Source organism: Williamsia sp. MIQD14 (genome assembly GCF_051025635.1).
Lineage (GTDB): Bacteria > Actinomycetota > Actinomycetes > Mycobacteriales > Mycobacteriaceae > Williamsia_A.
In genome coordinates this window covers 964229-984013 of record NZ_JBPFDG010000001.1, presented here as the reverse complement: position 1 = coordinate 984013, position 19785 = coordinate 964229, and the positions used below count along the sequence as shown (strand labels likewise).

At 69.5% G+C, this 19785-nt stretch carries 17 protein-coding genes; 11 read left to right on the top strand and 6 right to left on the bottom strand.

The annotated features are described in order from the left end of the window. Positions 1-65: 65 nt before the first annotated feature. A complete protein-coding gene (surE, locus tag ACQ7HM_RS04220; RefSeq protein WP_434214971.1) occupies positions 66-848 on the bottom strand; it encodes a 5'/3'-nucleotidase SurE in 783 nt (260 codons plus the stop codon). 43 nt (positions 849-891) lie between these two features. Here surE and ACQ7HM_RS04215 point away from each other — a divergent pair, with 43 nt between their 5' ends. The 5 genes from ACQ7HM_RS04215 (at position 892) to ACQ7HM_RS04195 (ending at position 4870) form a co-directional block, all read left to right on the top strand. Further along, positions 892-1722, top strand: a complete 831-nt coding sequence (locus tag ACQ7HM_RS04215; RefSeq protein ID WP_434214970.1) for a DNA-formamidopyrimidine glycosylase family protein — start codon at positions 892-894, stop codon at positions 1720-1722. Between the two features lie 70 nt (positions 1723-1792). After that, positions 1793-2212: a TOBE domain-containing protein gene (locus ACQ7HM_RS04210; protein ID WP_434214969.1), complete on the top strand. Its 420-nt coding sequence runs from the start codon at positions 1793-1795 to the stop codon at positions 2210-2212. After that, positions 2212-3003 (top strand): molybdate ABC transporter substrate-binding protein, encoded by a 792-nt coding sequence (gene modA / locus ACQ7HM_RS04205; RefSeq protein WP_434214968.1) that lies wholly within the window; start codon positions 2212-2214, stop codon positions 3001-3003. Before ACQ7HM_RS04210 ends, modA begins: the two co-directional genes overlap by 1 nt. Continuing rightward, positions 3000-3803, top strand: a complete 804-nt coding sequence (locus ACQ7HM_RS04200) for an ABC transporter permease (RefSeq protein ID WP_434214967.1) — start codon at positions 3000-3002, stop codon at positions 3801-3803. Before modA ends, ACQ7HM_RS04200 begins: the two co-directional genes overlap by 4 nt. Further along, positions 3800-4870, top strand: a complete 1071-nt coding sequence (locus ACQ7HM_RS04195) for a sulfate/molybdate ABC transporter ATP-binding protein (protein WP_434214966.1) — start codon at positions 3800-3802, stop codon at positions 4868-4870. The genes ACQ7HM_RS04200 and ACQ7HM_RS04195 overlap by 4 nt, the downstream gene beginning before the upstream one ends. Positions 4871-4876: 6 nt before the next feature. On the opposite strand, the gene ACQ7HM_RS04190 is transcribed toward ACQ7HM_RS04195, so the two are convergent. From ACQ7HM_RS04190 to ACQ7HM_RS04180, 3 genes are all read right to left on the bottom strand, one after another. After that, on the bottom strand, positions 4877-5446 hold the full coding sequence (locus ACQ7HM_RS04190) for a dihydrofolate reductase family protein (protein WP_434214965.1): 570 nt from the start codon (positions 5444-5446) through the stop codon (positions 4877-4879). Between the two features lie 62 nt (positions 5447-5508). Beyond that, a complete protein-coding gene (locus ACQ7HM_RS04185) occupies positions 5509-6501 on the bottom strand; it encodes an adenylate/guanylate cyclase domain-containing protein (RefSeq protein ID WP_434214964.1) in 993 nt (330 codons plus the stop codon). Continuing rightward, positions 6498-7691 carry a TetR/AcrR family transcriptional regulator gene (locus ACQ7HM_RS04180; RefSeq protein ID WP_434214963.1) on the bottom strand — a complete coding sequence of 398 codons (1194 nt, stop codon included), beginning with the start codon at positions 7689-7691 and terminating at the stop codon, positions 6498-6500. Before ACQ7HM_RS04180 ends, ACQ7HM_RS04185 begins: the two co-directional genes overlap by 4 nt. A gap of 152 nt (positions 7692-7843) precedes the next feature. Here ACQ7HM_RS04180 and ACQ7HM_RS04175 point away from each other — a divergent pair, with 152 nt between their 5' ends. The 5 genes from ACQ7HM_RS04175 to ACQ7HM_RS04155 all read left to right on the top strand — a co-directional run bounded on the left by ACQ7HM_RS04175 (position 7844) and on the right by ACQ7HM_RS04155 (position 14950). Continuing rightward, the gene (locus ACQ7HM_RS04175) at positions 7844-9052 is read left to right on the top strand and encodes an acetyl-CoA C-acetyltransferase (RefSeq protein WP_434214962.1); all 1209 of its coding nucleotides are present in this window, start codon (positions 7844-7846) and stop codon (positions 9050-9052) included. Between the two features lie 49 nt (positions 9053-9101). Further along, positions 9102-11276, top strand: coding sequence for a 3-hydroxyacyl-CoA dehydrogenase NAD-binding domain-containing protein (locus ACQ7HM_RS04170; protein ID WP_434214961.1), 2175 nt, complete (start codon positions 9102-9104; stop codon positions 11274-11276). Positions 11277-11372: 96 nt separating this feature from the next. Then, positions 11373-12872, top strand: coding sequence for a flavin-containing monooxygenase (locus tag ACQ7HM_RS04165; RefSeq protein ID WP_434214960.1), 1500 nt, complete (start codon positions 11373-11375; stop codon positions 12870-12872). Positions 12873-12990: 118 nt separating this feature from the next. Next, on the top strand, positions 12991-13845 hold the full coding sequence (locus tag ACQ7HM_RS04160; protein WP_434214959.1) for an alpha/beta fold hydrolase: 855 nt from the start codon (positions 12991-12993) through the stop codon (positions 13843-13845). A gap of 61 nt (positions 13846-13906) precedes the next feature. Next, complete coding sequence (locus tag ACQ7HM_RS04155; protein ID WP_434214958.1) at positions 13907-14950, top strand: GNAT family N-acetyltransferase; 1044 nt, start codon at positions 13907-13909, stop codon at positions 14948-14950. Positions 14951-15002: 52 nt separating this feature from the next. Here the strand turns inward: ACQ7HM_RS04155 and ACQ7HM_RS04150 are convergent, their stop codons facing one another. Both ACQ7HM_RS04150 and ACQ7HM_RS04145 read right to left on the bottom strand, forming a co-directional pair. Then, the gene (locus tag ACQ7HM_RS04150) at positions 15003-15689 is read right to left on the bottom strand and encodes a GAF and ANTAR domain-containing protein (protein ID WP_434215625.1); all 687 of its coding nucleotides are present in this window, start codon (positions 15687-15689) and stop codon (positions 15003-15005) included. 300 nt (positions 15690-15989) lie between these two features. Continuing rightward, entirely contained in the window at positions 15990-17993 is a 2004-nt protein-coding gene (locus ACQ7HM_RS04145; protein WP_434214957.1) for a M13 family metallopeptidase, read from the bottom strand. 132 nt (positions 17994-18125) lie between these two features. On the opposite strand from ACQ7HM_RS04145, the gene ACQ7HM_RS04140 reads away from it, so the two are divergent. Beyond that, positions 18126-19769, top strand: a complete 1644-nt coding sequence (locus tag ACQ7HM_RS04140) for an NTF2-like N-terminal transpeptidase domain-containing protein (RefSeq protein ID WP_434214956.1) — start codon at positions 18126-18128, stop codon at positions 19767-19769. The last annotated feature ends 16 nt before the right edge of the window (positions 19770-19785 follow it).

Here is a 19785-nt window from a genome sequence, read left to right as displayed (position 1 = left end):
CGGTGTCCGAGGGGAACACTCCCTCGGTGGACCCTCAGGGGGACGTTGTCGGCAGCGGTGGGTGGTCAGCGCCAGGTGATGTCGGCGTCGGCGAGGCGCTCGAGCCGACCCGCGACGTCGGCGTCGAGGTGTCCGCTCACCGGGACGATGCTGAGGCTGATGTCGCCGCCGCGGATGGTCGCGACGTCGGTCCCCGGTAGCGGTTCGGGTCCCGGTTCGAACGTCAGTGAGTAGTCGGGTCCGTCGCCGGTGTAGCCGATGCGCCCCATCGGGAAACGGTCGGGTGTCGTCGCGACGAGTCGCGCATCCGCGTCGTGCTCGGGTGCGGGCACGTTGACGTTGAGAACGGTGCCCTCGGCGACGAGGTGTCGCGGCTCGGTCGAACCCAGCAGTGCCACGACCACTTTCGTGGTCGCGTCGAACTGCGCGATGTCGGGCTCGGTGGCCCACGGCAGGTCGGTCGACACCGCGACGCCCGGCACACCGAAGCTGGCCGCGGTCACCGCGGCGCCCACGGTGCCCGAGAAGTGGACCGCCTGCCCCGCGTTCGCACCGGCGTTCGCGCCCGAGACGACGATGTCGGGTGCGGCGTCGGCGAAGACCTGCGACAGCCCGAAGATCACCGAGTCGGCGGGGGACCCCTCGACCGACCACACGTCGCCGACGCCGTCGGGACGGGTGACGGAGAGGTCGCGGCCGGCGCTCAACCGTGCACTGGCGCCGCTCTGGTTGCCCGCGGGTGCGACGACGGTGACCGTGTGCCCGGCTGCGCGCAGCCCCTCGGCGAGGGCGGTGATACCCGGCGCCTGCCATCCGTCGTCGTTGGTCAGCAGGATGCGCAGGCTCATGACCCCGACGCTATCGCTCGCGCAGTCCAGGCACGATGGGGGAGTGCCCGAAGGTGACAGCGTCTATGTGGCCGCCCGCAAGCTCGACGTGCTCGTCGGGCGGACGGTGACCCGCGGCGAGTTGCGCGTCCCCCGGCATGCGACCGCCGACCTGTCCGACCGCACGGTGCTGGGACTCGACACCTACGGGAAACACCTGCTGACCCGGTTCTCCGACGACCTGACGCTGCACACGCACATGCTGATGAGCGGTACCTGGACGGTCTCCCGCCAGGGCAAGTGGCTTCCCCGTGACCTCATGGCCGAGGTGCGGGTGCTGTTGCGCACCGCCTCGAACGGTCGAGGCGTCGACGGCCCCGCGGCCTACGGCATCTCGATGCCGATCGTCGAACTCATCCGCACCGCCGACGAACACACCGTCATCGGGCACCTCGGCCCCGATCCGCTGCGCGCCGACTTCGACGCCGACGAGGCCGCCCGTCGGATGACCGCCGAGCCCGGGCGCGCGGTGTCGGCGGTCCTGCTCGATCAACGATGCGTCGCCGGGTTCGGCAACCTCTGGGTCAACGAACTGTGTTTCCTGCGCGGACTGAACCCGTGGACGCCGATCGGCGAGGTCGACGTGCCCGCACTGCTCCGCCTGGGCCGGAAGACGCTGCATCACTCGGCGACGGTGCGGGGCGCGTATCAGGTCACCACCGGTAACAGCCGCCGCGGGGAACAACACTGGGTCGCCGGTCGCCGCGGACGCCCATGCCTGCGCTGCGGCACACCGATCCGGGTGGTGGCCGAGGAGCCGAACGATCCCGAGCGCCGACGGACCTGGTGGTGCCCGCACTGCCAGCCCGGCCCGGAGGCCCCGCCCAGGAAGTGATGGACGAACCTCGGTCCGCAAGTACGGCTCCAAAGGCCTCGTGCAGGCGCGTGTGCGTACACTTTCGCGGGTGGAACAGATCCGCGTCCGACGTGCCGCCGAACTGCTGGGCGTCAGCGACGACACCCTGCGCCGATGGATCACCGCGGGTGAGGTGTCCTCGTCGACCGACGACGCCGGTCGCACCGTCGTCGACGGCGCCGACCTCGCCCGGTTGGCCACTCGCCGCGCCCCCGAACCCGTCGCCGACGGCATCGGCGTGGAGCGGTCGGCGCGCAACCGCTTCGTCGGCCTGGTCACCGACGTCCGGTCCGACGCCGTGATGTCGCAGGTGACCATGCAGTGCGGGCCGTTCGAGGTGACGTCGCTGATGAGCACCGACGCCGTGCACGACCTCGGACTCGAGGTCGGCGTCGTCGCCACCGCACTCGTCAAGGCCACCACCGTGATCGTCGAACGCCCCGACAGCTCCCTCGAGAAGGAGAACTGATGGCCCGCACCCGGATCCGCGTCGCCGCCCTCGCGATCACCGTCGCCGCCCTCGCCACCGCGTGCTCGTCGAACGACAGCTCGGGCTCGTCGGGGGCGTCGAGCTCGTCGGCGAACAGCGCACCCGTGACCCTGACGGTGTTCGCGGCCGCGTCGCTGAAGAAGGGCTTCACCGAGATCGCGCAGGACTACGAGAAGGCCCACCCGAACGTCACCGTGAAGACCACCTTCGACGGGTCATCGGCCCTGGTCACCCAGATCGAGCAGGGGGCAACCGCCGACGTCATCGCCACCGCCGACGAGAAGACGATGACGTCGCTCGGCGATTCGGCCGTCGACCCCAAGGCCTTCACCCGCAACGTGCTGACCATCATCACCGCCCCCGGCAACCCGAAGGGCATCACCTCCGTTCGCGATCTCGCTCGGTCGGGGGTCACGACGGTGCTGTGCGCACCGCAGGTCCCGTGCGGCAACGCCGCGGCGACGGTCGAGCGCAACACCGGCGTCGACATCCGCCCGGCCAGCGAGGAGACGTCGGTGTCGGGGGTGGTGACCAAGGTGACCAGCGGTCAGGCCGACGCCGGTCTCGTCTACACCTCCGACGCGAAGGCCGCCGGGTCGAAGGTCGCGGCCGTGAACGATCCCGCGTTCGCCGCGGTGGTCAACGAGTACCCGATCGCCACGGTGAAGGGCACGAAGCACGGCGCCGAGGCACAGCAGTTCATCGACCTCGTCACCGGCAGCACGGGCCAGCAGGTCCTGAGCGAGTTGGGGTTTGGCGCAGGGCGATGACCCGACAACCGGGTGCACGCGGTGTACCCGTCTGGCTGTACCTGCCGGCGCTCGTCGGGCTGGCGCTCATCGTCATCCCACCGATCGCGCTCACGCAGCGCCTGCCCTGGGCCGACTTCTGGTCGTCGGTCACCTCTGAATCCTCTTTACAGGCACTGGAACTGAGCCTGCGGACCGCGGCGGTCTCCACCGTGCTGTGCGTCATCATCGGCGTGCCGATGGCGGTGGTGTTCGCCCGATCCGACGGTGTCGTCCTGCGGGTCGTACGTGCTCTGGTCCTGTTGCCGCTGGTGCTGCCGCCCGTGGTCGGGGGCATCGCCCTGCTGTACGCGTTCGGACGCAAGGGGCTGATCGGCGAGCACCTCACGGTCGTGGGCATCGACATCGCCTTCTCGACCACCGCGGTGGTCCTCGCGCAGACGTTCGTCGCACTGCCGTTCCTGGTGATCAGTGTCGAGGGCGCGCTGCGTGTCTCGGGGTCGTCGTACGAACAGGTGGCCGCCACGCTGGGGGCCGGACCCACCCGCACGCTGCTGCGGGTGACGATCCCGCTGGTCGCGCCGGCGATGCTGAGCGGGCTGGTCCTGGCGTTCGCGCGGGCGGTCGGGGAGTTCGGTGCGACGATCACCTTCGCCGGCAACGCGCCGGGGGTCACCCAGACGGCGCCCCTGAAGATCTACGTCGACGAGATCAACGATCCGGAAGCCGCGCTGCCCCTGTCGTTCGTGCTGATCGTCGTCGCACTCGTCGTGGTGATCGCGGTGCATCTGCGCCGCCCCGGCGCGCAGGCGGCCCTGTGACCGGCCTGCGGATCCGGGCGACCTCGGTCGCCCCCGACCTCGACGTCGACATCACGGTCCCCGACGGGTCGACGGTCGCGGTGCTCGGGCGCAACGGCGCGGGCAAGAGCAGCCTGCTCCACCTCGTCGCGGGACTGTTGCGTCCGGCGTCCGGCGAGATCAGCGTGCACGGCCGGACTCTCGCCGACGACGACACCTTCGTCGCACCGCACCAGCGTTCGGTCGCCCTGCTCGGTCAGCGGGCACGGCTCTTCCCGCACATGACCGTCGCGCGCAACATCGCGTTCGCGCCTGCCGCGGCACGGCTGGGTCGCACCGAGATCCGACGTCGGGTCGGGCACTGGGCCGACGCGGTCGACGTCACCGACCTGCTCGACCGCAAGCCCCACCAACTGTCCGGCGGGCAGGCACAGCGCGTCGCCGTCGCGCGGGCGCTCGCCGCCGACCCCGCGGTCCTGCTGCTCGACGAACCCTTCTCCGCGCTCGACGTCGACGTCGCGGCCCGTCTGCGGACACTGGTCGGGACGGTCCTGGCCGATCGCGGCCGCATCGCGCTGCTCGTCACCCACGACCTCGTCGACGCGGTCACCCTCACCGACACCGCGCTCGTCCTCGCCGACGGTCGGATCGCCGCGCACGGACCGGTCCGCGACGTACTCGCCCGTCCCACCGACGATTTCGCCGCCCGGCTCGCCGGGCTGAACCTCGTGAGCGGGCGGTGGGACGGGGAGGCGGTGACGGTCGGCGGGCTCCGCGTCGTGGGCGAACCGGCGGTCGGCGCCGTACCTCCGACGGGCGCCGGTGCGACGGCGGTCTTCGACCCCTCAGCGGTCGCCGTCTACACCGAGGCCCCGGCTCACGGCAGCCCGCGCACCGTCCTCGCGGCCGCGGTCACCGAGATCGCCCCCGCCGGGTCCCGCGCCTCGGTGCGGTGCGCGGCGGACGCCGTCGAGATCACCGCCGAGGTCACCTGGGCCGCCGTCGCCGATCTCGGTCTCGTCGCGGGGACCCCGGTGTGGCTCACGGTGAAAGCCGGTGAGGTGCAGGTGTACCCGACGGCGAACTGACGACGCTCAGCCGTCGTGGACCACGTCGAAGATCTGCTTGCAGATGCCGTTGCCGTAGGCCTCGTGTTCGACGAGACGCAGATGCGTGCTGTCCTTGTCGGCCTCGCTGAACAGGCGCTTGCCTGCGCCGAGGAGCACCGGGAACACCAGCAGGTGGTAGCGGTCGACGAGCCCGGCGTCGGCCAGCGACGCACCCAGGGATGCGCTGCCCTGCACCAGGATCGCGCCGCCCTCGGTCTTCTTCAGCTCCGCCACCTCGTCGACCGAGCGCAGGATGGTCGCAGGCCACCGGTCGTCGTCGGACTCCAGTGACGTCGACACCACGTAGCGGGGGAGGGTGTTCATGTGGGCGAACTCCTCCATGGTCGGCCACACGGGCGCGAACGCCTCGTAGGAGGTGCGGCCGAACAGCAACGCCCCGGCCTCCTGCTGCTCCCGCCCCTTGATCTCGTAGGCCGCGGGGTCGAAGTCGATGCCCTCGAAGGTCCAGCCGGAGTTGCGATAGCCGGGCTCCCCGCCGGGGGCCTCCATGACCCCGTCGAGGGAGACGAACGCGGTGACGATCAGCTGTCGCATGGGAACTCCTGTGTGAGCCGGGGTGGTGTGTCAGCGAGGTAGACCGTCGCCGCCCTCAGAACTCATCGCTCGGTGTCGGTCGGGGCGTGATCACGGTCGAGCTCGATGACCCGTGCCTTGAGATGCCGGTACCCACGGACACTCAGCGAGCCGATCGACTTGAAGAAGTAGCGCTCGTCCTGCACGGCGTCGGCGAGCTCGGCGTCGCACAGCGACGTGCCCGGACGCGCCGAACCGGTGAGGCGGGCGGCGATGTTGACCGGTTCGCCGAAGACGTCGCCGAACCGCGTGAGCACGCGGCCGTACGCGAGACCGACCCGCAGCGGCGGGATCTCGTCGCGTTCGGTGAGAGTGTGGAGTTCGAGAGCGATCTGTGTGGCCTGCACCGGATCGGCCACGGTGAACATCACCGCGTCGCCGAGCGTCTTCACGATCTGTCCATCGTGGTCGGTGATGATGTCGTTCGCGCGACCTTCGAACGACTCGAGCAGCGCGTTGAGGTCGTCCATCCCGATCTTCCGCGACAGGCTGGTGTAGCCAACGATGTCGCAGAACCCGACGACCAGTTCGTGTCCGACGGCGTCGTCGGGCACCCGGTCGGAGTCGATGTTGCGCAGGGCGGCCGCGAGATGGCGCCGCCAGATCAGTGTCTGCACCCGGCTCATCGCCATTGCCATCTGGCCGAGACCGGTGTCGACGCCGCTGTCGCGGTCGAGTTCGTCGAGCCGGTAGGCCTGCCAGTCCGCGAGCCGCGACATCGTCTGCCCGATCGCCCGCGCCGCGGCGACGGCCTGTCCCTCCGGCGCCGAGCGGTAGGCCGCGATGACCAGGCCCATGGCCGAGAGATCGTCCTCGGTGAAGATCGGCTGATCCCGCGAGTCGTGCGCGAACCCGAACGCCCGCCAGATCTCGTCGGCGAACTCCGGGTCGATGTCGAGTTCACTGACCGCCTGGTCACGGGTGAACACGCGCGGGCCGCCGAGCAGCATCTCCTCGACCGCGGCCAGTCGATCGTGCGGGGGATCGCCCTGCGGGGTCTCCTCGGCAGCGGTCACAGTCCCAGAACGCCTTTCATCATCAGCGCGAGTTGTCCGGGGAGCTCCGGTCGGTCCCGTCCCCGTCGCATCCGCATCGCGTCGTTGGCGATGCTGAGTGCGGCGTGCACGGTGACCGCGGCCTCGGCCCGGGGGAGTCCGGGGTCGATCTCGCACACCAATTCGACCCAGCGTCGCACGTACTGGCGCTGCGCGGCCAGCAAATCGCGTGCATCGACATCGCGCAGCACGGTGCCGTTGTGGAAGGCGACAGCGAGGTCGGGGGTCGCGGTGAGGACCGTGACATACGAGTCGGCCAGCCGCGACAGGAACTCCTGCGGGGTGCGGGACGCGGCGTGGGCGGCCATCGCACCGGCCTCGAGCCGTGCGGCGCTGCGCTGACCGATGCTGGTGAGGATCGCGACCTTGCTCGAGAAGTGCCGGTACACACTGGGTCCGGTGATGCCCACGGCCTCGCCGATCTCGTCGACCCCGACGTTGCCGAAGCCGCGGCGTTCGAACAGCTCCGATGACGCGTCGAGGATCTCGTCGCGCCGTCCCATCGGTTGGGGCCCCGGCAGCGCGTCGGTCTCGAGCAGCGGCGCGTCGGCGGTGCGCACCGACACGACCCGGGTGATGAGCAGCCGCAGCCGGGCGTGCGCACGCGCCGCGGGGATCCGGGTCGCGTGCATGCTCGTGCTCCCGGCGATGCTCAGCGCGGCCCACGCGAGCTGACGGGCGCCGCGGTCGTCGAGATCGGGCCGCCCGGTCTGCAGAGCATGCGCCCAGCGTGAGAGCACCGCCGTGGTGCGCTCGGCGACCTCGCGGTTCTGGTCGTGGGAGAGGAAGGCGCCGTTCCAGCGCCACAGCACCGCGGCGTCGGGGCGACGGATGCCCATCGTGCAGATGCTGTCGACGAGGCCGGCCAGACGCGCCGGGTCGTCGGGCGCGAGGCCGTCGGCGCGGTCGAGTGCGCGGTCGGTGCAGGCCTCGAGGTCGTCGACCCCGGCCAGCACGGCCGCGGCGAGAAGCGCCTGCTTGTCGGCGAAATGACGGTAGACCGACGGCCCGGTGACCCCGGCCGCCTTCGCGATGTCGGCGACCGACACATGCGAGTAGCCCCGCTCGCCGAACAGCTGTGCCGCGAGTGCCACGAGTTGGCTCTTGCGGTCGGCCGGGCGGCGCGTGACAGGGGGGTCGGTAGCGGTCATGGTGAACAGACCTTAGCGCAGAAACTGACCCCGCCGACCGGTTTGACGAGCCGGTATAGCCAAACAAGTTATCGGGCGTTAGCCTCTTGGCTAGACGTGGACCGGGTATCGGACCCGCCAACCCCGATGTACATCGGAAAGGAACATGCACCATGAGTGACGCATTCATCTACGAGGCGATCCGCACGCCTCGCGGCAAGCAGCGCAACGGTTCGCTGCACGGGACCAAGCCGGTCGACCTCGTGGCCGGACTCATCGGTGAGCTCCGCACCCGCTTCCCCGAGATGGACCCCGCCGACATCGACGACGTCGTTCTCGGCGTCGTCTCGCCCGTCGGCGAGCAGGGCGCGGTCATCTCGCGCACCGCCGCCCTCGTCGCAGGCCTGCCCGACACCGTCCCGGGCACCCAGATCAACCGCTTCTGCGCCTCGGGCCTCGAGGCCACCAACCTCGCGGGCCAGAAGGTCGCCTCGGGGTGGGACAACCTGGTGATCGCCGGTGGTGTCGAGTCGATGTCGCGCGTGCCCATGGGCTCCGACGGCGGCGCGATGTTCCAGGACCCGGCCACCGCCTACGACCTCTACATCGCCCCGCAGGGCATCGGCGCCGACCTCATCGCCACCCTCGAGGGCTTCAGCCGCGAGGACGTCGACGCCTACGCCGTCGAGTCGCAGAACCGCGCCGAGGCCGCATGGTCGGCCGGCTACTTCGCGAAGTCGGTCGTCCCGGTCAAGGACATGAACGGTGTCCTGATCCTCGATCACGACGAGCATCGTCGCCCCGGCTCGTCGGTCGAGTCGCTGGGCAAGCTCAAGCCCGCGTTCGCCGGCATGGCCGAGATGGCCGGGTTCGACGAGGTCGCGAAGCAGAAGTACCACGCCGTGGAGAAGATCAACCACGTCCACACCGGCGGCAACAGCTCCGGCATCGTCGACGGCGCCGCGCTGGTGCTCGTCGGTTCGGCCGAGGCGGGCAAGCGCGCCGGCCTCACCCCGCGCGCCCGCATCGTCGCCACCGCGCAGACCGGCAGTGACCCCACGATCATGCTCACCGGCCCCACCCCGGCCACCGAGCTGGTGCTCAAGAAGGCCGGGCTCACCGTCGACGACATCGACGTGTTCGAGCTCAACGAGGCGTTCGCCTCGGTCGTCATGAAGTGGATGAAGGACCTCAAGATCCCGCACGAGAAGACCAACGTCAACGGTGGCGCCATCGCGATGGGCCACCCGCTGGGTGCGACCGGCGCGATGATCCTCGGCACCGTGGTCGACGAGCTCGAGCGCAGCGGCGGTCGCTACGGCCTCGTCACGCTGTGCATCGGTGGCGGCATGGGTGTCGCGACCATCATCGAGCGCGTCTGATCACCCCGCCCACCTCACCACTCACCTCTCAAAGGGACATTAGAAACACATGAGCGACAACATGATTGCCTGGGACAAAGACGCCGACGGGGTCGTCGTCCTGACCATGGACGACCCGAACCAGGGCGCCAACACCATGAACGACCTGTTCATGAGCTCGCTGGAGGCCACCGTCGACCGCCTCGAGGCCGAGAAGGACGACATCACCGGTGTCGTGCTCACCTCGGCGAAGAAGACCTTCTTCGCCGGCGGCGACCTCAAGGACATGACGAGTGACCGCGGTGACCGCGACAAGGTGGAGATCGCCACCGAGATCACCCAGCGCACCAACCACATGAAGCGCAACCTCCGTCGCCTGGAGACCTTCGGCAAGCCCGTCGTGTCGGCCATCAACGGCGCCGCGCTCGGCGGCGGTCTCGAGCTGACCCTCGCGACCCAGCACCGCATCGCCGCCGACGTCAAGGGTGCCTCCCTCGGCCTGCCCGAGGTCACCCTCGGCCTGCTGCCCGGTGGCGGCGGTGTCGCACGCACCGTGCGACTCCTCGGTATCCAGAACGCGCTCATGGGCGTCCTGCTGCAGGGGCCGCGGCTGCGTCCGGAGAAGGCCAAGGAACTCGGCCTGATCCACGAGGTCGTCGGCAGCGTCGAGGAGCTGCTGCCCGCCGCGAAGGCGTGGCTCAAGGCCAACCCCGAGGCCGTGCAGCCGTGGGATGTCAAGGGCTTCAAGATCCCCGGTGGATCGCCCACGAGCCCGTCGGTCGCGCAGTTCCTGCCCGCGATGCCCGCCATCCTGCGTCGTCAGCTCAAGGGCGCCCCAATGCCCGCACCGCGTGCGATCCTCTCGGCCGCGGTCGAGGGCGCGTTGGTCGACATCGACACCGCCACCGAGATCGAGACCCGCTACTTCGTGTCGCTGGTGACCGGCCAGGTCGCGCAGAACATGATCAAGGCGTTCTTCTTCGATCTCAACCACATCAACGGCGGCGGTTCACGTCCCGACGGATACGACAAGTGGACCGCCACCAAGGTCGGCGTCATCGGCGCGGGCATGATGGGCGCGGCCATCGCGTACGTCTCGGCGAAGGCCGGCATCGACGTCGTGATCAAGGACATCGATCTCGATGCGGCCAAGCGCGGCAAGGCCTATTCGGAGAAGCTCGAGGAGAAGGCACTCTCGCGGGGCAAGACCACGCAGGAGAAGTCCGACGCGCTCCTCGCGCGCATCCACCCGACCGTCGACGCGGCGGACTTCAAGGGCGTCGACCTCGTGATCGAGGCGGCGTTCGAGTCGGTCGACGTGAAGCACAAGGTGTTCCAGGAGATCGAGGACATCGTCGAACCCGACGCCGTGCTCGGATCGAACACCTCGACGCTGCCGATCACCATCCTCGCCGAGGGCGTCAAGCGCTCCGAGGACTTCATCGGCATCCACTTCTTCTCGCCCGTCGACAAGATGCCGCTGGTGGAGATCATCAAGGGCGCCAAGACCTCGGATGCGGTGCTGGCCAAGGTCATCGACTACACCCTCGCCATCAAGAAGACCCCGATCGTCGTCAACGACAGCCGCGGCTTCTTCACCTCGCGGGTCATCGGCACGTTCATCAACGAGGCCATCGCGGCCGTCGGTGAGGGCGTCGAGCCGCAGATCATCGAGCAGGCAGGCCAGCAGGCCGGTTACCCGGCGGCGCCGCTGCAGCTCTCCGACGAGCTGAAGCTCGGTCTCATGCAGAAGATCCGCAAGGAGACCCAGGCCGGCGCGCAGGCCGAGGGACGCGAGTTCCCCGACCACGGGTCGTACGACGTCATCGATCGCCTGCTCGAGCAGGGTCGCGACGGCAAGACCGCGGGCAAGGGCTTCTACGACTACGACGAGAACGGCAAGCGCACCGGCCTGTGGCCCGGACTGCGTGAGGAGTTCAAGTCGGGCAGCAAGGAGGTCCCCTTCCAGGACCTCATCGACCGGATGCTGTTCGCCGAGTCGCTCGAGACCGTGAAGTGCTTCGACGAGGGCGTGATCACCTCGATCCCGGACGCGAACATCGGCTCGATCTTCGGCATCGGTTTCCCGGCGTGGACCGGTGGTGTCGTGCAGTACATCAACCAGTACCCGGGTGGACTGCAGGGCTTCGTCGATCGCGCGAACGACCTGGCGTCGAAGTACGGCAAGCACTTCGAGCCGCCGCAGTCGCTGGTCGACAAGGCCGCCAAGGGCGAGAAGTACTGATCTGAGCCGACCTCAGATGCACGACGGGCGGCCCGGTTCCTTCCAGGAGCCGGGCCGCTCTTCTCTTTCCGGTGACCGTCACCGATACTGACATCCATGAATGGCATCGAAGCGTCCGTCCGCCCCGACCACGAGATCGTCATCGTCGGGGGTGGGTTCTCCGGCATCGGTGCGGCGATCCTGCTGGGCAAGGCCGGGTTCGACGACTACCTGCTGGTCGAGGACGGTGACGGTCTGGGTGGGGCGTGGCACTGGAACACCTATCCCGGCGTCGGGGTCGACATCCCGTCGTTCAGCTACCAGTTCTCCTTCGAGCAGCGCGCCGACTGGTCGCGGGTGTTCGCGCCCGGATCCGAACTGAAGGCCTACGCCGACGACTGCGTGCGCAAGTACGGCGTCGACGCGCACACGCGACTGAACACCCGGGTCGTCGACGCCGACTTCGACGCCGCCCACGACCTGTGGACGCTGACGCTGCGCGGCGGTGAGACCCTCACCGCGCGGTACGTGATCGGCGCGACGGGAGTCCTCACCCAACCCAAGCCACCGGAGATCGAGGGCATCGACACCTTCGCCGGGACGGTGATGCACACCGCGCGGTGGGATCACGACGTCGACCTCGCCGGCAAGCGCGTCGCGGTCATCGGCACCGGTGCCTCGGCCGTGCAGGCCATCCCGGCGATCGCGCCGACCGTCGACCACCTCACCGTCTTCCAACGCACCCCCATCTGGTGCCTGCCGAAACCCGACGCGGCGATGCCCTCGGCCGCGCGCACCACCCTCGGTGCCATCCCCGGCGCGAAACGATTGGCGCGCACGCTGAGTCAGGTGTTCGTCGAGTTCAACTTCCCGCTGCCGGCGCACTTCAACGGGGTCCTGCCGATCGCGTCCGTCGGGGAGAGGCTCGGCCGCCTCTACCTCCGCCGCGCCGTCCGCGACCCGCAGACCCGCGACAAGCTGACACCGCGCTACGCCCTCGGCTGCAAGCGCCCGAGTTTCTCCAACGCGTACCTGCCCGCCTTCAACCGCGACAACGTGACCCTCGAGACCACCGCGATCGCCGAGATCACCCCGACCGGGATCCGCACCACCGACGGCACCGAGCACGAGATCGACATCCTCGTGCTGGCAACGGGATTCAAGGTGTTCGAGCGCGGCAACATGCCGCCGTTCGGGGTGCGCGGGATCGGCGGGATCGACCTCGACACGTGGTGGGACAAGAACCGCTTCCAGGCGTTCCAGGGCGTGAGCGTGCCGGGCTTCCCGAACCTGTTCACCATCCTCGGTCCCTACGGCTACAACGGGTCGTCGTACTTCAATCTCATCGAGACCCAGACCCGCCACATCCTGCGGTGCCTGCGCCGCGCCCGCGACACCGGCGCCACGCGTGTGGAGGTGAGCGAGGAGGCCAACGCCGAGTACTTCGAGGCCATGCTCGCCCGGCGCGGGAACCAGGTGTTCTTCCAGGGTGGCTGCAGCGGATCGAACAGCTACTACTTCGACGACCACGGTGACGTCCCGTTCCGGGCATCGACCACACTCGAGACCATGTGGACCAGCCGTCGCTTCGATCTCGACAGCTACTCCTTCAGCTGACCCCGCGTCACAAGATCGCGCGGACCCCGACCCGGACTTCGTGGGTCGACATGGCGTCACGGTAGCGAAATGCGACACCCCGCCTTCGGAAAACGAGAACACGTTCTAGTCTGAGCGGGTGGACGTGACATTCGAGGGCACCCGACGCGAGCTCACCACCGACAAGGGCGTGCTGCGCTATCACGAGGCGGGCGACGCCGACGCCCCGCCGCTGATCCTGCTGCACGGCTCGGGCCCGGGCGTGACGGGCTGGCGCAACTTCCGTGGCAACCTGGGCGCCTTCGCCGAGCACCATCGCTGCCTCGTCCTCGAGTTCCCGGGTTTCGGCGTCAGCGACGCCTGGGAGGGGATGCCGGTGCTCAACGCCGGCAAGGCCGTGAACCTCTTCATGAACGAACTCGGCATCGAGAACGCGGCGATGATCGGCAACTCGATGGGCGGCGTGGTCGGGGTCAACCTCGCCATCCGCAAACCCGAGCGGGTCAGCCGACTGGTCACCATCGGCGGAGTCGGCGGCAACCTGTTCAGTCCGTCGCCCAGCGAGGGCCTGACGCTGCTGCAGGAGTTCGCCGACGCGCCCGACCGCGACAAGCTCGTGCGCTGGCTGCGCGCGATGGTCTTCGACAAGGCCCTGGTGACCGACGAGCTCATCGCCGAACGATGGGAGGCCGCCACCAACGCCGACGCCCTCGCGACCGGTCGTGCCATGTACGGGTCGGCGGCGTTCGAGATGCAGCAGCAGTTCCTGGCCGCCGCCGACACCCCGCCCTACTGGGCGATGATGCACAAGGTGGCCTGCCCGACGCTGCTGACCTGGGGCCGCGACGACCGCGTGAGCCCGCCCGACATGGCGCTGGCGCCGATGCGCCTCATCCCCGACGCACAACTGCACGTGTTCCCGCGCTGCGGACACTGGGTGATGATCGAGGCCAAGGCGGCGTTCGAGGCGACGGTGCTGGCCTTCCTCGCCTGATCGGCGACCTCGTCGGCGCCATCGCCGTTGCTACCCTCGACGGAGTGTTGGGGGAAACGGTGTGACTGATCCCGTGGAGGAGTGGACCCGGCTGGCGCGCCGCGTCGGCGCGCGGTTCACCGACGGTCCGACCTACGCCGCGGCCGCCGCGACGCTGCATCGGACGACCCCGCACACCGTCGCCGTGCACCGTGGTGACGATCTCGTGGCGGTCACCGCGTTCGCGGCGCGACCGCTCGGCCGGGTCACCCTCGCCCGATCGATCGGCCACGGTCTCGGGCAGGGTGGCGACGTCATCGCCGTCGACGATCCCGCCGCCGACGCGCTGGCCGCCGACCTCGCCCGGTCGCGGCACGTCCTGCGGCTCGAACAGTTCCCCGCCGACAGCCCGCTGCTCGACGCCCTGGCCCGTGACCGTCGATGGCACGTCCACACCCGGGTGGTCTCGGAGATCCCGACGCTGACCCTGCGCCCCGACGCCACCGCCCGCGACGTCCGCAGCGGCCGCACACTGGGTCAACTGCGATCGGCCCGGCGCAAACTCGCCGCCGACGGCCACGAGGTGGCGTTCGAACTGCTGCGCAGCACCGCCGACCTCGACCGGCGATGGGACGACATGCGACGCGTCGCGGGGTTGCGCGCCGACTCGCGCCCCGAGTGGGACGCCTGGCTCGCCGGGGACCGCGGAACGCTGGTGCGCACGGTCCTCGACGGCGAGGCCGCCGCCGGCCGCCTGCGCGTCCTGGGCATCACCGTCGGCGGGGAGTGGGTCGGTCACGACATCGCCGTCCGGTGCGGCACCACCTGGGCGCGGTATCTGACCCACTTCGATCCCGGCCACGCGCGACTACAGCCCGGGCACCAGTTGATGGTGTGGATCGTGGACCACCATCGCGACCTCGGCATCGACACCGTCCATCACGGCCGCGGGTCGACCCCGGTCAAGGACGCGTGGTCGAACCACGCGATCGATGCCGTCGACGTGTGGGCCGTCCCCGACACCGTCGTCGGCGCACGGGGCGTCCTGCCGATCCTGGTGGCGGCCGGGACCGCTCGAGCACGTGCCCGAGCCGGTCTCCGGCGCCTGACGCGCCGCGCCGGCTGAGGGCTATTCGCCGGGTCCGGCTGGGGCCTATTCGCCGGGTCCGGCTGGAGGCCTATTCGCCGGGTCCGGCGTCGACCACCTGGAGCGCCACATCGGCGAGCTTGGTGTTCGAATCCTGCGACAACCGTGCCAGTAGGCGGAACGCCTCGTCGGAGTTCAGCGTGTAGCGCTCCATCAACATGCCCTTGGCCTGGCCGATGATGTCGCGGTTGGTGAGCGCGGCGCGGATCTGTTCCTTCTCGCGCACCGAGGAGAACGCGATCGCCGCGTGCGCGGCGAACAGCGCCCCGATGGAGCGGGAGTCGTCGTCGAACGCGTCGACGCGCGTGCTGTGCAGGTTCAGTGCGCCGAAGTTGTCGCCCTCGACGTAGAGGGTGAAGCACAGCATCGAGCGGATGCCCAGCTCGGCGGCGGCGGCACTGAACGCCGGCCACCGGTCCTCGGTGGTCATGTCGCGGATCCACACGGTGTCGGAGTGCAGTGCCGAACGGATGCACGGGCCCTCGCGGAGCTCCGACTGCAGCCGGTCGGACTCGCGGGCGAGATCGCCGATGAGCACCGGGCTCTCCACGGCGGCGTCGCCGGTGACCAGCGTGATGCTGGCGTACTCGGCACCGGGGATCGACTCGACGGCCGAGGCGCTGATGGCGCGCAGGATCGTCTCGGTGTCCTTGCTCTCCGACCGGAGCCTGCGCGCCACATCGGCCATCTGCGCCGGGAGGGCGGCGACGGGGGACATGTCCTTCGCCGAGGCCGGCTGCGAGAGGATCCCGTCGTCGTTGATCTCGCCGTTCATGTCAGCCAACGACTGCATGTGACTCCCCCCTCGGAGCTTCTCCCGAACTTCTTCGCTCAATTGATCCATCTCGTCCGCTTTTTCTCATGGGCCGCCACCGGGCATGCGGCCACGACCCAGCGAGACGGCCACCTTGCTCTAGATGTCGGTCGAGAAAGTGTAGCCAGCCGCCGCGCTCTCCTGCGCCGCAGCCGGAAAATGGGCCGACGGAAACCCCTGTCACGCCCATCCCGGTGTGCGGCGTCACCAGATCCGGACGCGCTCAGCCGGATCGAGGTACAGGCGGTCGCCGGGTCGCACGTCGAATGCCTCGTAGAAGGCGTCGACGTTGCGCACGACGCCGTTGCACCGGAACTCCGGCGGCGAGTGCGGGTCGACGGCGAGCCGGGTGATGGCCGCGGCCTCGCGCAGCTTGCTGCGCCACACCTGCGCCCAGCCGAAGAACACGCGCTGCAGACCGTCGAGACCGTCGATCACGGGGACGTCGGTGCCCTCGGTCGCGATGCGGTACGCCTCGAGCGCGATCGACAGGCCACCCAGGTCGCCGATGTTCTCGCCGATGGTGAACGCGCCGTTGACCTTGTGGGAGGTGTCGAGTCCGCGTGGCGTGAACTTGTCGTACTGCTTGATCAGCACCTTCGTCCGCTTACCGAACTCGGAGCGGTCGGCGTCGGTCCACCAGTCGACGAGGTTGCCGTCGCCGTCGTACTTGGCACCCTGGTCGTCGAAGCCGTGACCGATCTCGTGACCGATGACCGCGCCGATCCCGCCGTAGTTGGCGGCGTCGTCGGCCTCGGGGTCGAAGAACGGCGGCTGCAGGATCGCCGCGGGGAACACGATCTCGTTCATGCCGGGGTTGTAGTACGCGTTGACCGTCTGCGGGGTCATGAACCACTCGTCCCGATCGACCGGGCCGCCGATCTTGGCCAGTTCGCGGTCCTGCTCGAACGCCGACGCCCGCGCCACGTTGCCGACGAGGTCGTCGGCGCTCAGCTCCAGGCCCGCGTAGTCGCGCCACTGCGCGGGGTAGCCGATCTTGGGTGTGAACCGGTCGAGCTTGGCGAGCGCCTTCTCCCGCGTCTGCGGGCTCATCCAGTCGAGGTCGCTGATGTTGCGTCGGTAGGCCTCCACCAGGTTGGCGATCAGCTCGTCCATACGGGCCTTCGCCGCGGGCGGGAAGTGGCGCTCGACGTAGATCTTGCCGACGGCGAAACCGATCGCCGCCTCCACCAGGCCGACACCGCGCTTCCAGCGTTCGCGGTTGACCGGGGTGCCCGACAGGGTGCGGCCGTAGAAGTCGAAGTTCTCCTCGACGAACGCCGCGGGCAGGTAGGGGGCCGCGGAGTGCACGACCTCCCACTGCAGCCAGGTGATCCAGTCGGTGAGCGGGCGGTCGGCCACCAGCCCGCCGAGTCCGTCGACGAACGACGGCTGCCGCACGACGACCTCGTCCAGCGCGGACTGCCCGACACCCAACCCGCGTGTCCACGCGGCGATGTCGAAGGCGCCTGCTGCCGAGGCGATCTCATCGAACGAGCGCAGGTTGTAGGTGAGGTCGGCGTCGCGACGACGGACCACGTCCCAGTGGAAGCCCGCGATCGCCGTCTCGAGGTCGAGGACCGTCGCGGCCTTCGCCTCGGCCCCCTCGGATCCGGCACCGTCGATGCCGGCCAGGGCCAGCATCGCCCCGACATGGGCGCGGTAGGACTCCCGCGTCTGCGCGTGCTTGTCCTCGGTGTAGTACGACTCGTCGGGCAGGCCGATGCCCGACTGTGACAGGTGCACCAGGTAGCGGTCGGACTGCTTGGAATCGGTGTCGACGTAGAAACCCAGGGCGCCACCGGCTCCCGCCCTCTGCAGCTCACCCATCACCTCGGCGAGCTCTTCGGTCGAGGCGATCGCCGCGACACGATCGAGCTGCGTGCGGATCGGGTCGAGCCCGAGCGACTCGATGCGGTCGGTGTCCATGAAGCTGCGGTAGAGCGCCCCGATGAGGTGGGTGTCCGATCCGGCCGGGGAGTCCGATGCCTCGGCGCACTCGACGACGATGTCGCGGACGTTCTCCTCGGCGCGGTCGCGCAGCGTGTAGAACGACCCGTCCATGGGGCGGTCCTCGGGGATCTCGTGCTCGGCGAGCCAGACGCCGTTGACGTGCTCGAACAGATCGTCCTGCGCGCGAATCGACTCGTCCACCCAGTCGAGGTCGATGCCGGAGGGTGCGGGTGCGGAAGCGGTTGAGGAGGTCACTTCTCCATCCTGCCTGACATCGCGGACCCCGCCCGGTGCGCAGAGCCGGTTATTCGATCGTGACGGGACCGTAAGCGAAACGGGAACACCAACGGTGTCATTAGTTATGTGACAGGAGTGAACTGACGTCTCGTGAAGGTTGTCATCTCGACCCGTGTGCGCATCATCGCCGCGACGGTCGTCAGCGGTGTGTTGGTGTTGTCGTCCTGTGGTGTCTTCAGTGACGAGCCGAAGACCGACTCGCAGCGCATGCTCGACGTGTTCGCCTCGGCGATCTCGGCCCAGGACGCCGCCCGCGCCGCCGCCCTGACCTCGGCACCGGGCCAGGCGGCGACGCAGATCGGCGACACGCTCACCGGCATGCACGCCGAGTCGGTGTCGGTGTCGGTGACCGACCCGGTCGAGTACTCCGACCACACCGCGAGCTACGGCCTCAGGACCACCTGGAACCTCGGCCGTGACCGCGAGTTCACCACCACGACCACCGGCACCGCCCGCAAGCTGACCTCGGGCTGGCGGGTGCAGTGGGACCCCGCCGTCCTCGTGTCGGGCCTGCAGGCCGGCGGCGTGTTGCGAGCGATCCGCACCGACGCGCGCCCGGCGCCTGCGGTCCTCGACGCCACGCGCGCACCGTGGATGGCGTTGCAACCCACCAACGAGATCGTGATCGACCCCGCCACCACACCGAATCTGCCGAACACCGTGCGTCGCCTCGCCGCGGTGATCGCGCCGATCGCACCCCTCATCACCGAACCCGTGATCGACCGCAGGCTCGCCGACGCCGGCGGGAAGCCGGTGCAGGTCGTGTCGTTGCGCGACTCCGACATGACGGTCCTGGCCGGCAACCCGGCCGCCGTGCCCGGTGTCTCGGTGAACCGATCGGGGGCACTGCTCGTCACCGACCGTCGCGTGAGCTCGCCGCTGACCGACGGGATCACCAACTACTGGCAGGCGATCCGCGACGCCACCTCGGGCTGGGCGGTCGAACTCGCCGACCGGACCGGCGCGGTCACGCGACTGGCCGGTGCCCAGGGCCCCGCGGCGCCGAGCTTCTCGACCACGTTCGCCCCGGGCGTGCAGCTCGCCGTGAACGAGTCGGTCGTCGACGTCGCCCAGCCCGCCACCATGCTCGTCCTCGACGCACAATCCGGCGCGATCCTCGCCGCCGCGAACAACGACGCCGCCGACGCCGCACAGCCGGCAACGGGCGGATCGGTACTGACGGCGCCGACCACGCCCGGAAGCACGCTCACCCCGGTCACGTCGGCGATCGCGGCCGCGTCGAAGGGTGACGACGACACCGCGCAGAAGATGCTGCACGCACTCGGGCTCGGTGTCGCCTACGCGATCCCCGGTGTGTCGATGCCGTCGGCGAACACCTCGAAGGTGTCCGCGGCCGCGTTCGACCCCGACGCGCTGCAGGTCTCGCCGGTGTCGATGGGTGCGTTCGGTGTCGCGATGGCCCGGATGAGCTCCGTGGCGCCCACCTTCGTCTCCGGCGTGCCCACGAAGGTGCGCGGTGGTGACCTCGGTGCGGTCGATGCCGGTGTCGGTTCGGCGGTGAACGCCGCGATGCGTGCCACCGCGAAGACCGGTGACGCCAGCGACCTCACCGGCGCGCCCGGTCTGCGTGCTCTAGTCGGTACCAACGGTCCGCAGGGGCCGGGATGGTTCGTCGGGATCGTCGGCAAGCAGGTCGTCGTCGTGCACTGTGCCGGTGAGCGGTCGGGCTCGGCGGCACTGCAGGTGGCCCAGAAGTACTTCCGGAGTCGTTGACACGACCGCCGGTGGT

Excerpts from the sequence above, each read along its gene's own strand:
- surE (WP_434214971.1), bottom strand. The coding sequence starts at position 848 with ATGAGCCTGCGCATCCTGCTGACCAACGACGACGGATGGCAGGCGCCG.
- modA (WP_434214968.1), top strand. The coding sequence starts at position 2,212 with ATGGCCCGCACCCGGATCCGCGTCGCCGCCCTCGCGATCACCGTCGCC.
- ACQ7HM_RS04200 (WP_434214967.1), top strand. The coding sequence starts at position 3,000 with ATGACCCGACAACCGGGTGCACGCGGTGTACCCGTCTGGCTGTACCTG.
- ACQ7HM_RS04190 (WP_434214965.1), bottom strand. The coding sequence starts at position 5,446 with ATGCGACAGCTGATCGTCACCGCGTTCGTCTCCCTCGACGGGGTCATG.
- ACQ7HM_RS04180 (WP_434214963.1), bottom strand. The coding sequence starts at position 7,691 with ATGACCGCTACCGACCCCCCTGTCACGCGCCGCCCGGCCGACCGCAAG.
- ACQ7HM_RS04175 (WP_434214962.1), top strand. The coding sequence starts at position 7,844 with ATGAGTGACGCATTCATCTACGAGGCGATCCGCACGCCTCGCGGCAAG.
- ACQ7HM_RS04170 (WP_434214961.1), top strand. The coding sequence starts at position 9,102 with ATGAGCGACAACATGATTGCCTGGGACAAAGACGCCGACGGGGTCGTC.
- ACQ7HM_RS04165 (WP_434214960.1), top strand. The coding sequence starts at position 11,373 with ATGAATGGCATCGAAGCGTCCGTCCGCCCCGACCACGAGATCGTCATC.
- ACQ7HM_RS04150 (WP_434215625.1), bottom strand. The coding sequence starts at position 15,689 with ATGTCCCCCGTCGCCGCCCTCCCGGCGCAGATGGCCGATGTGGCGCGC.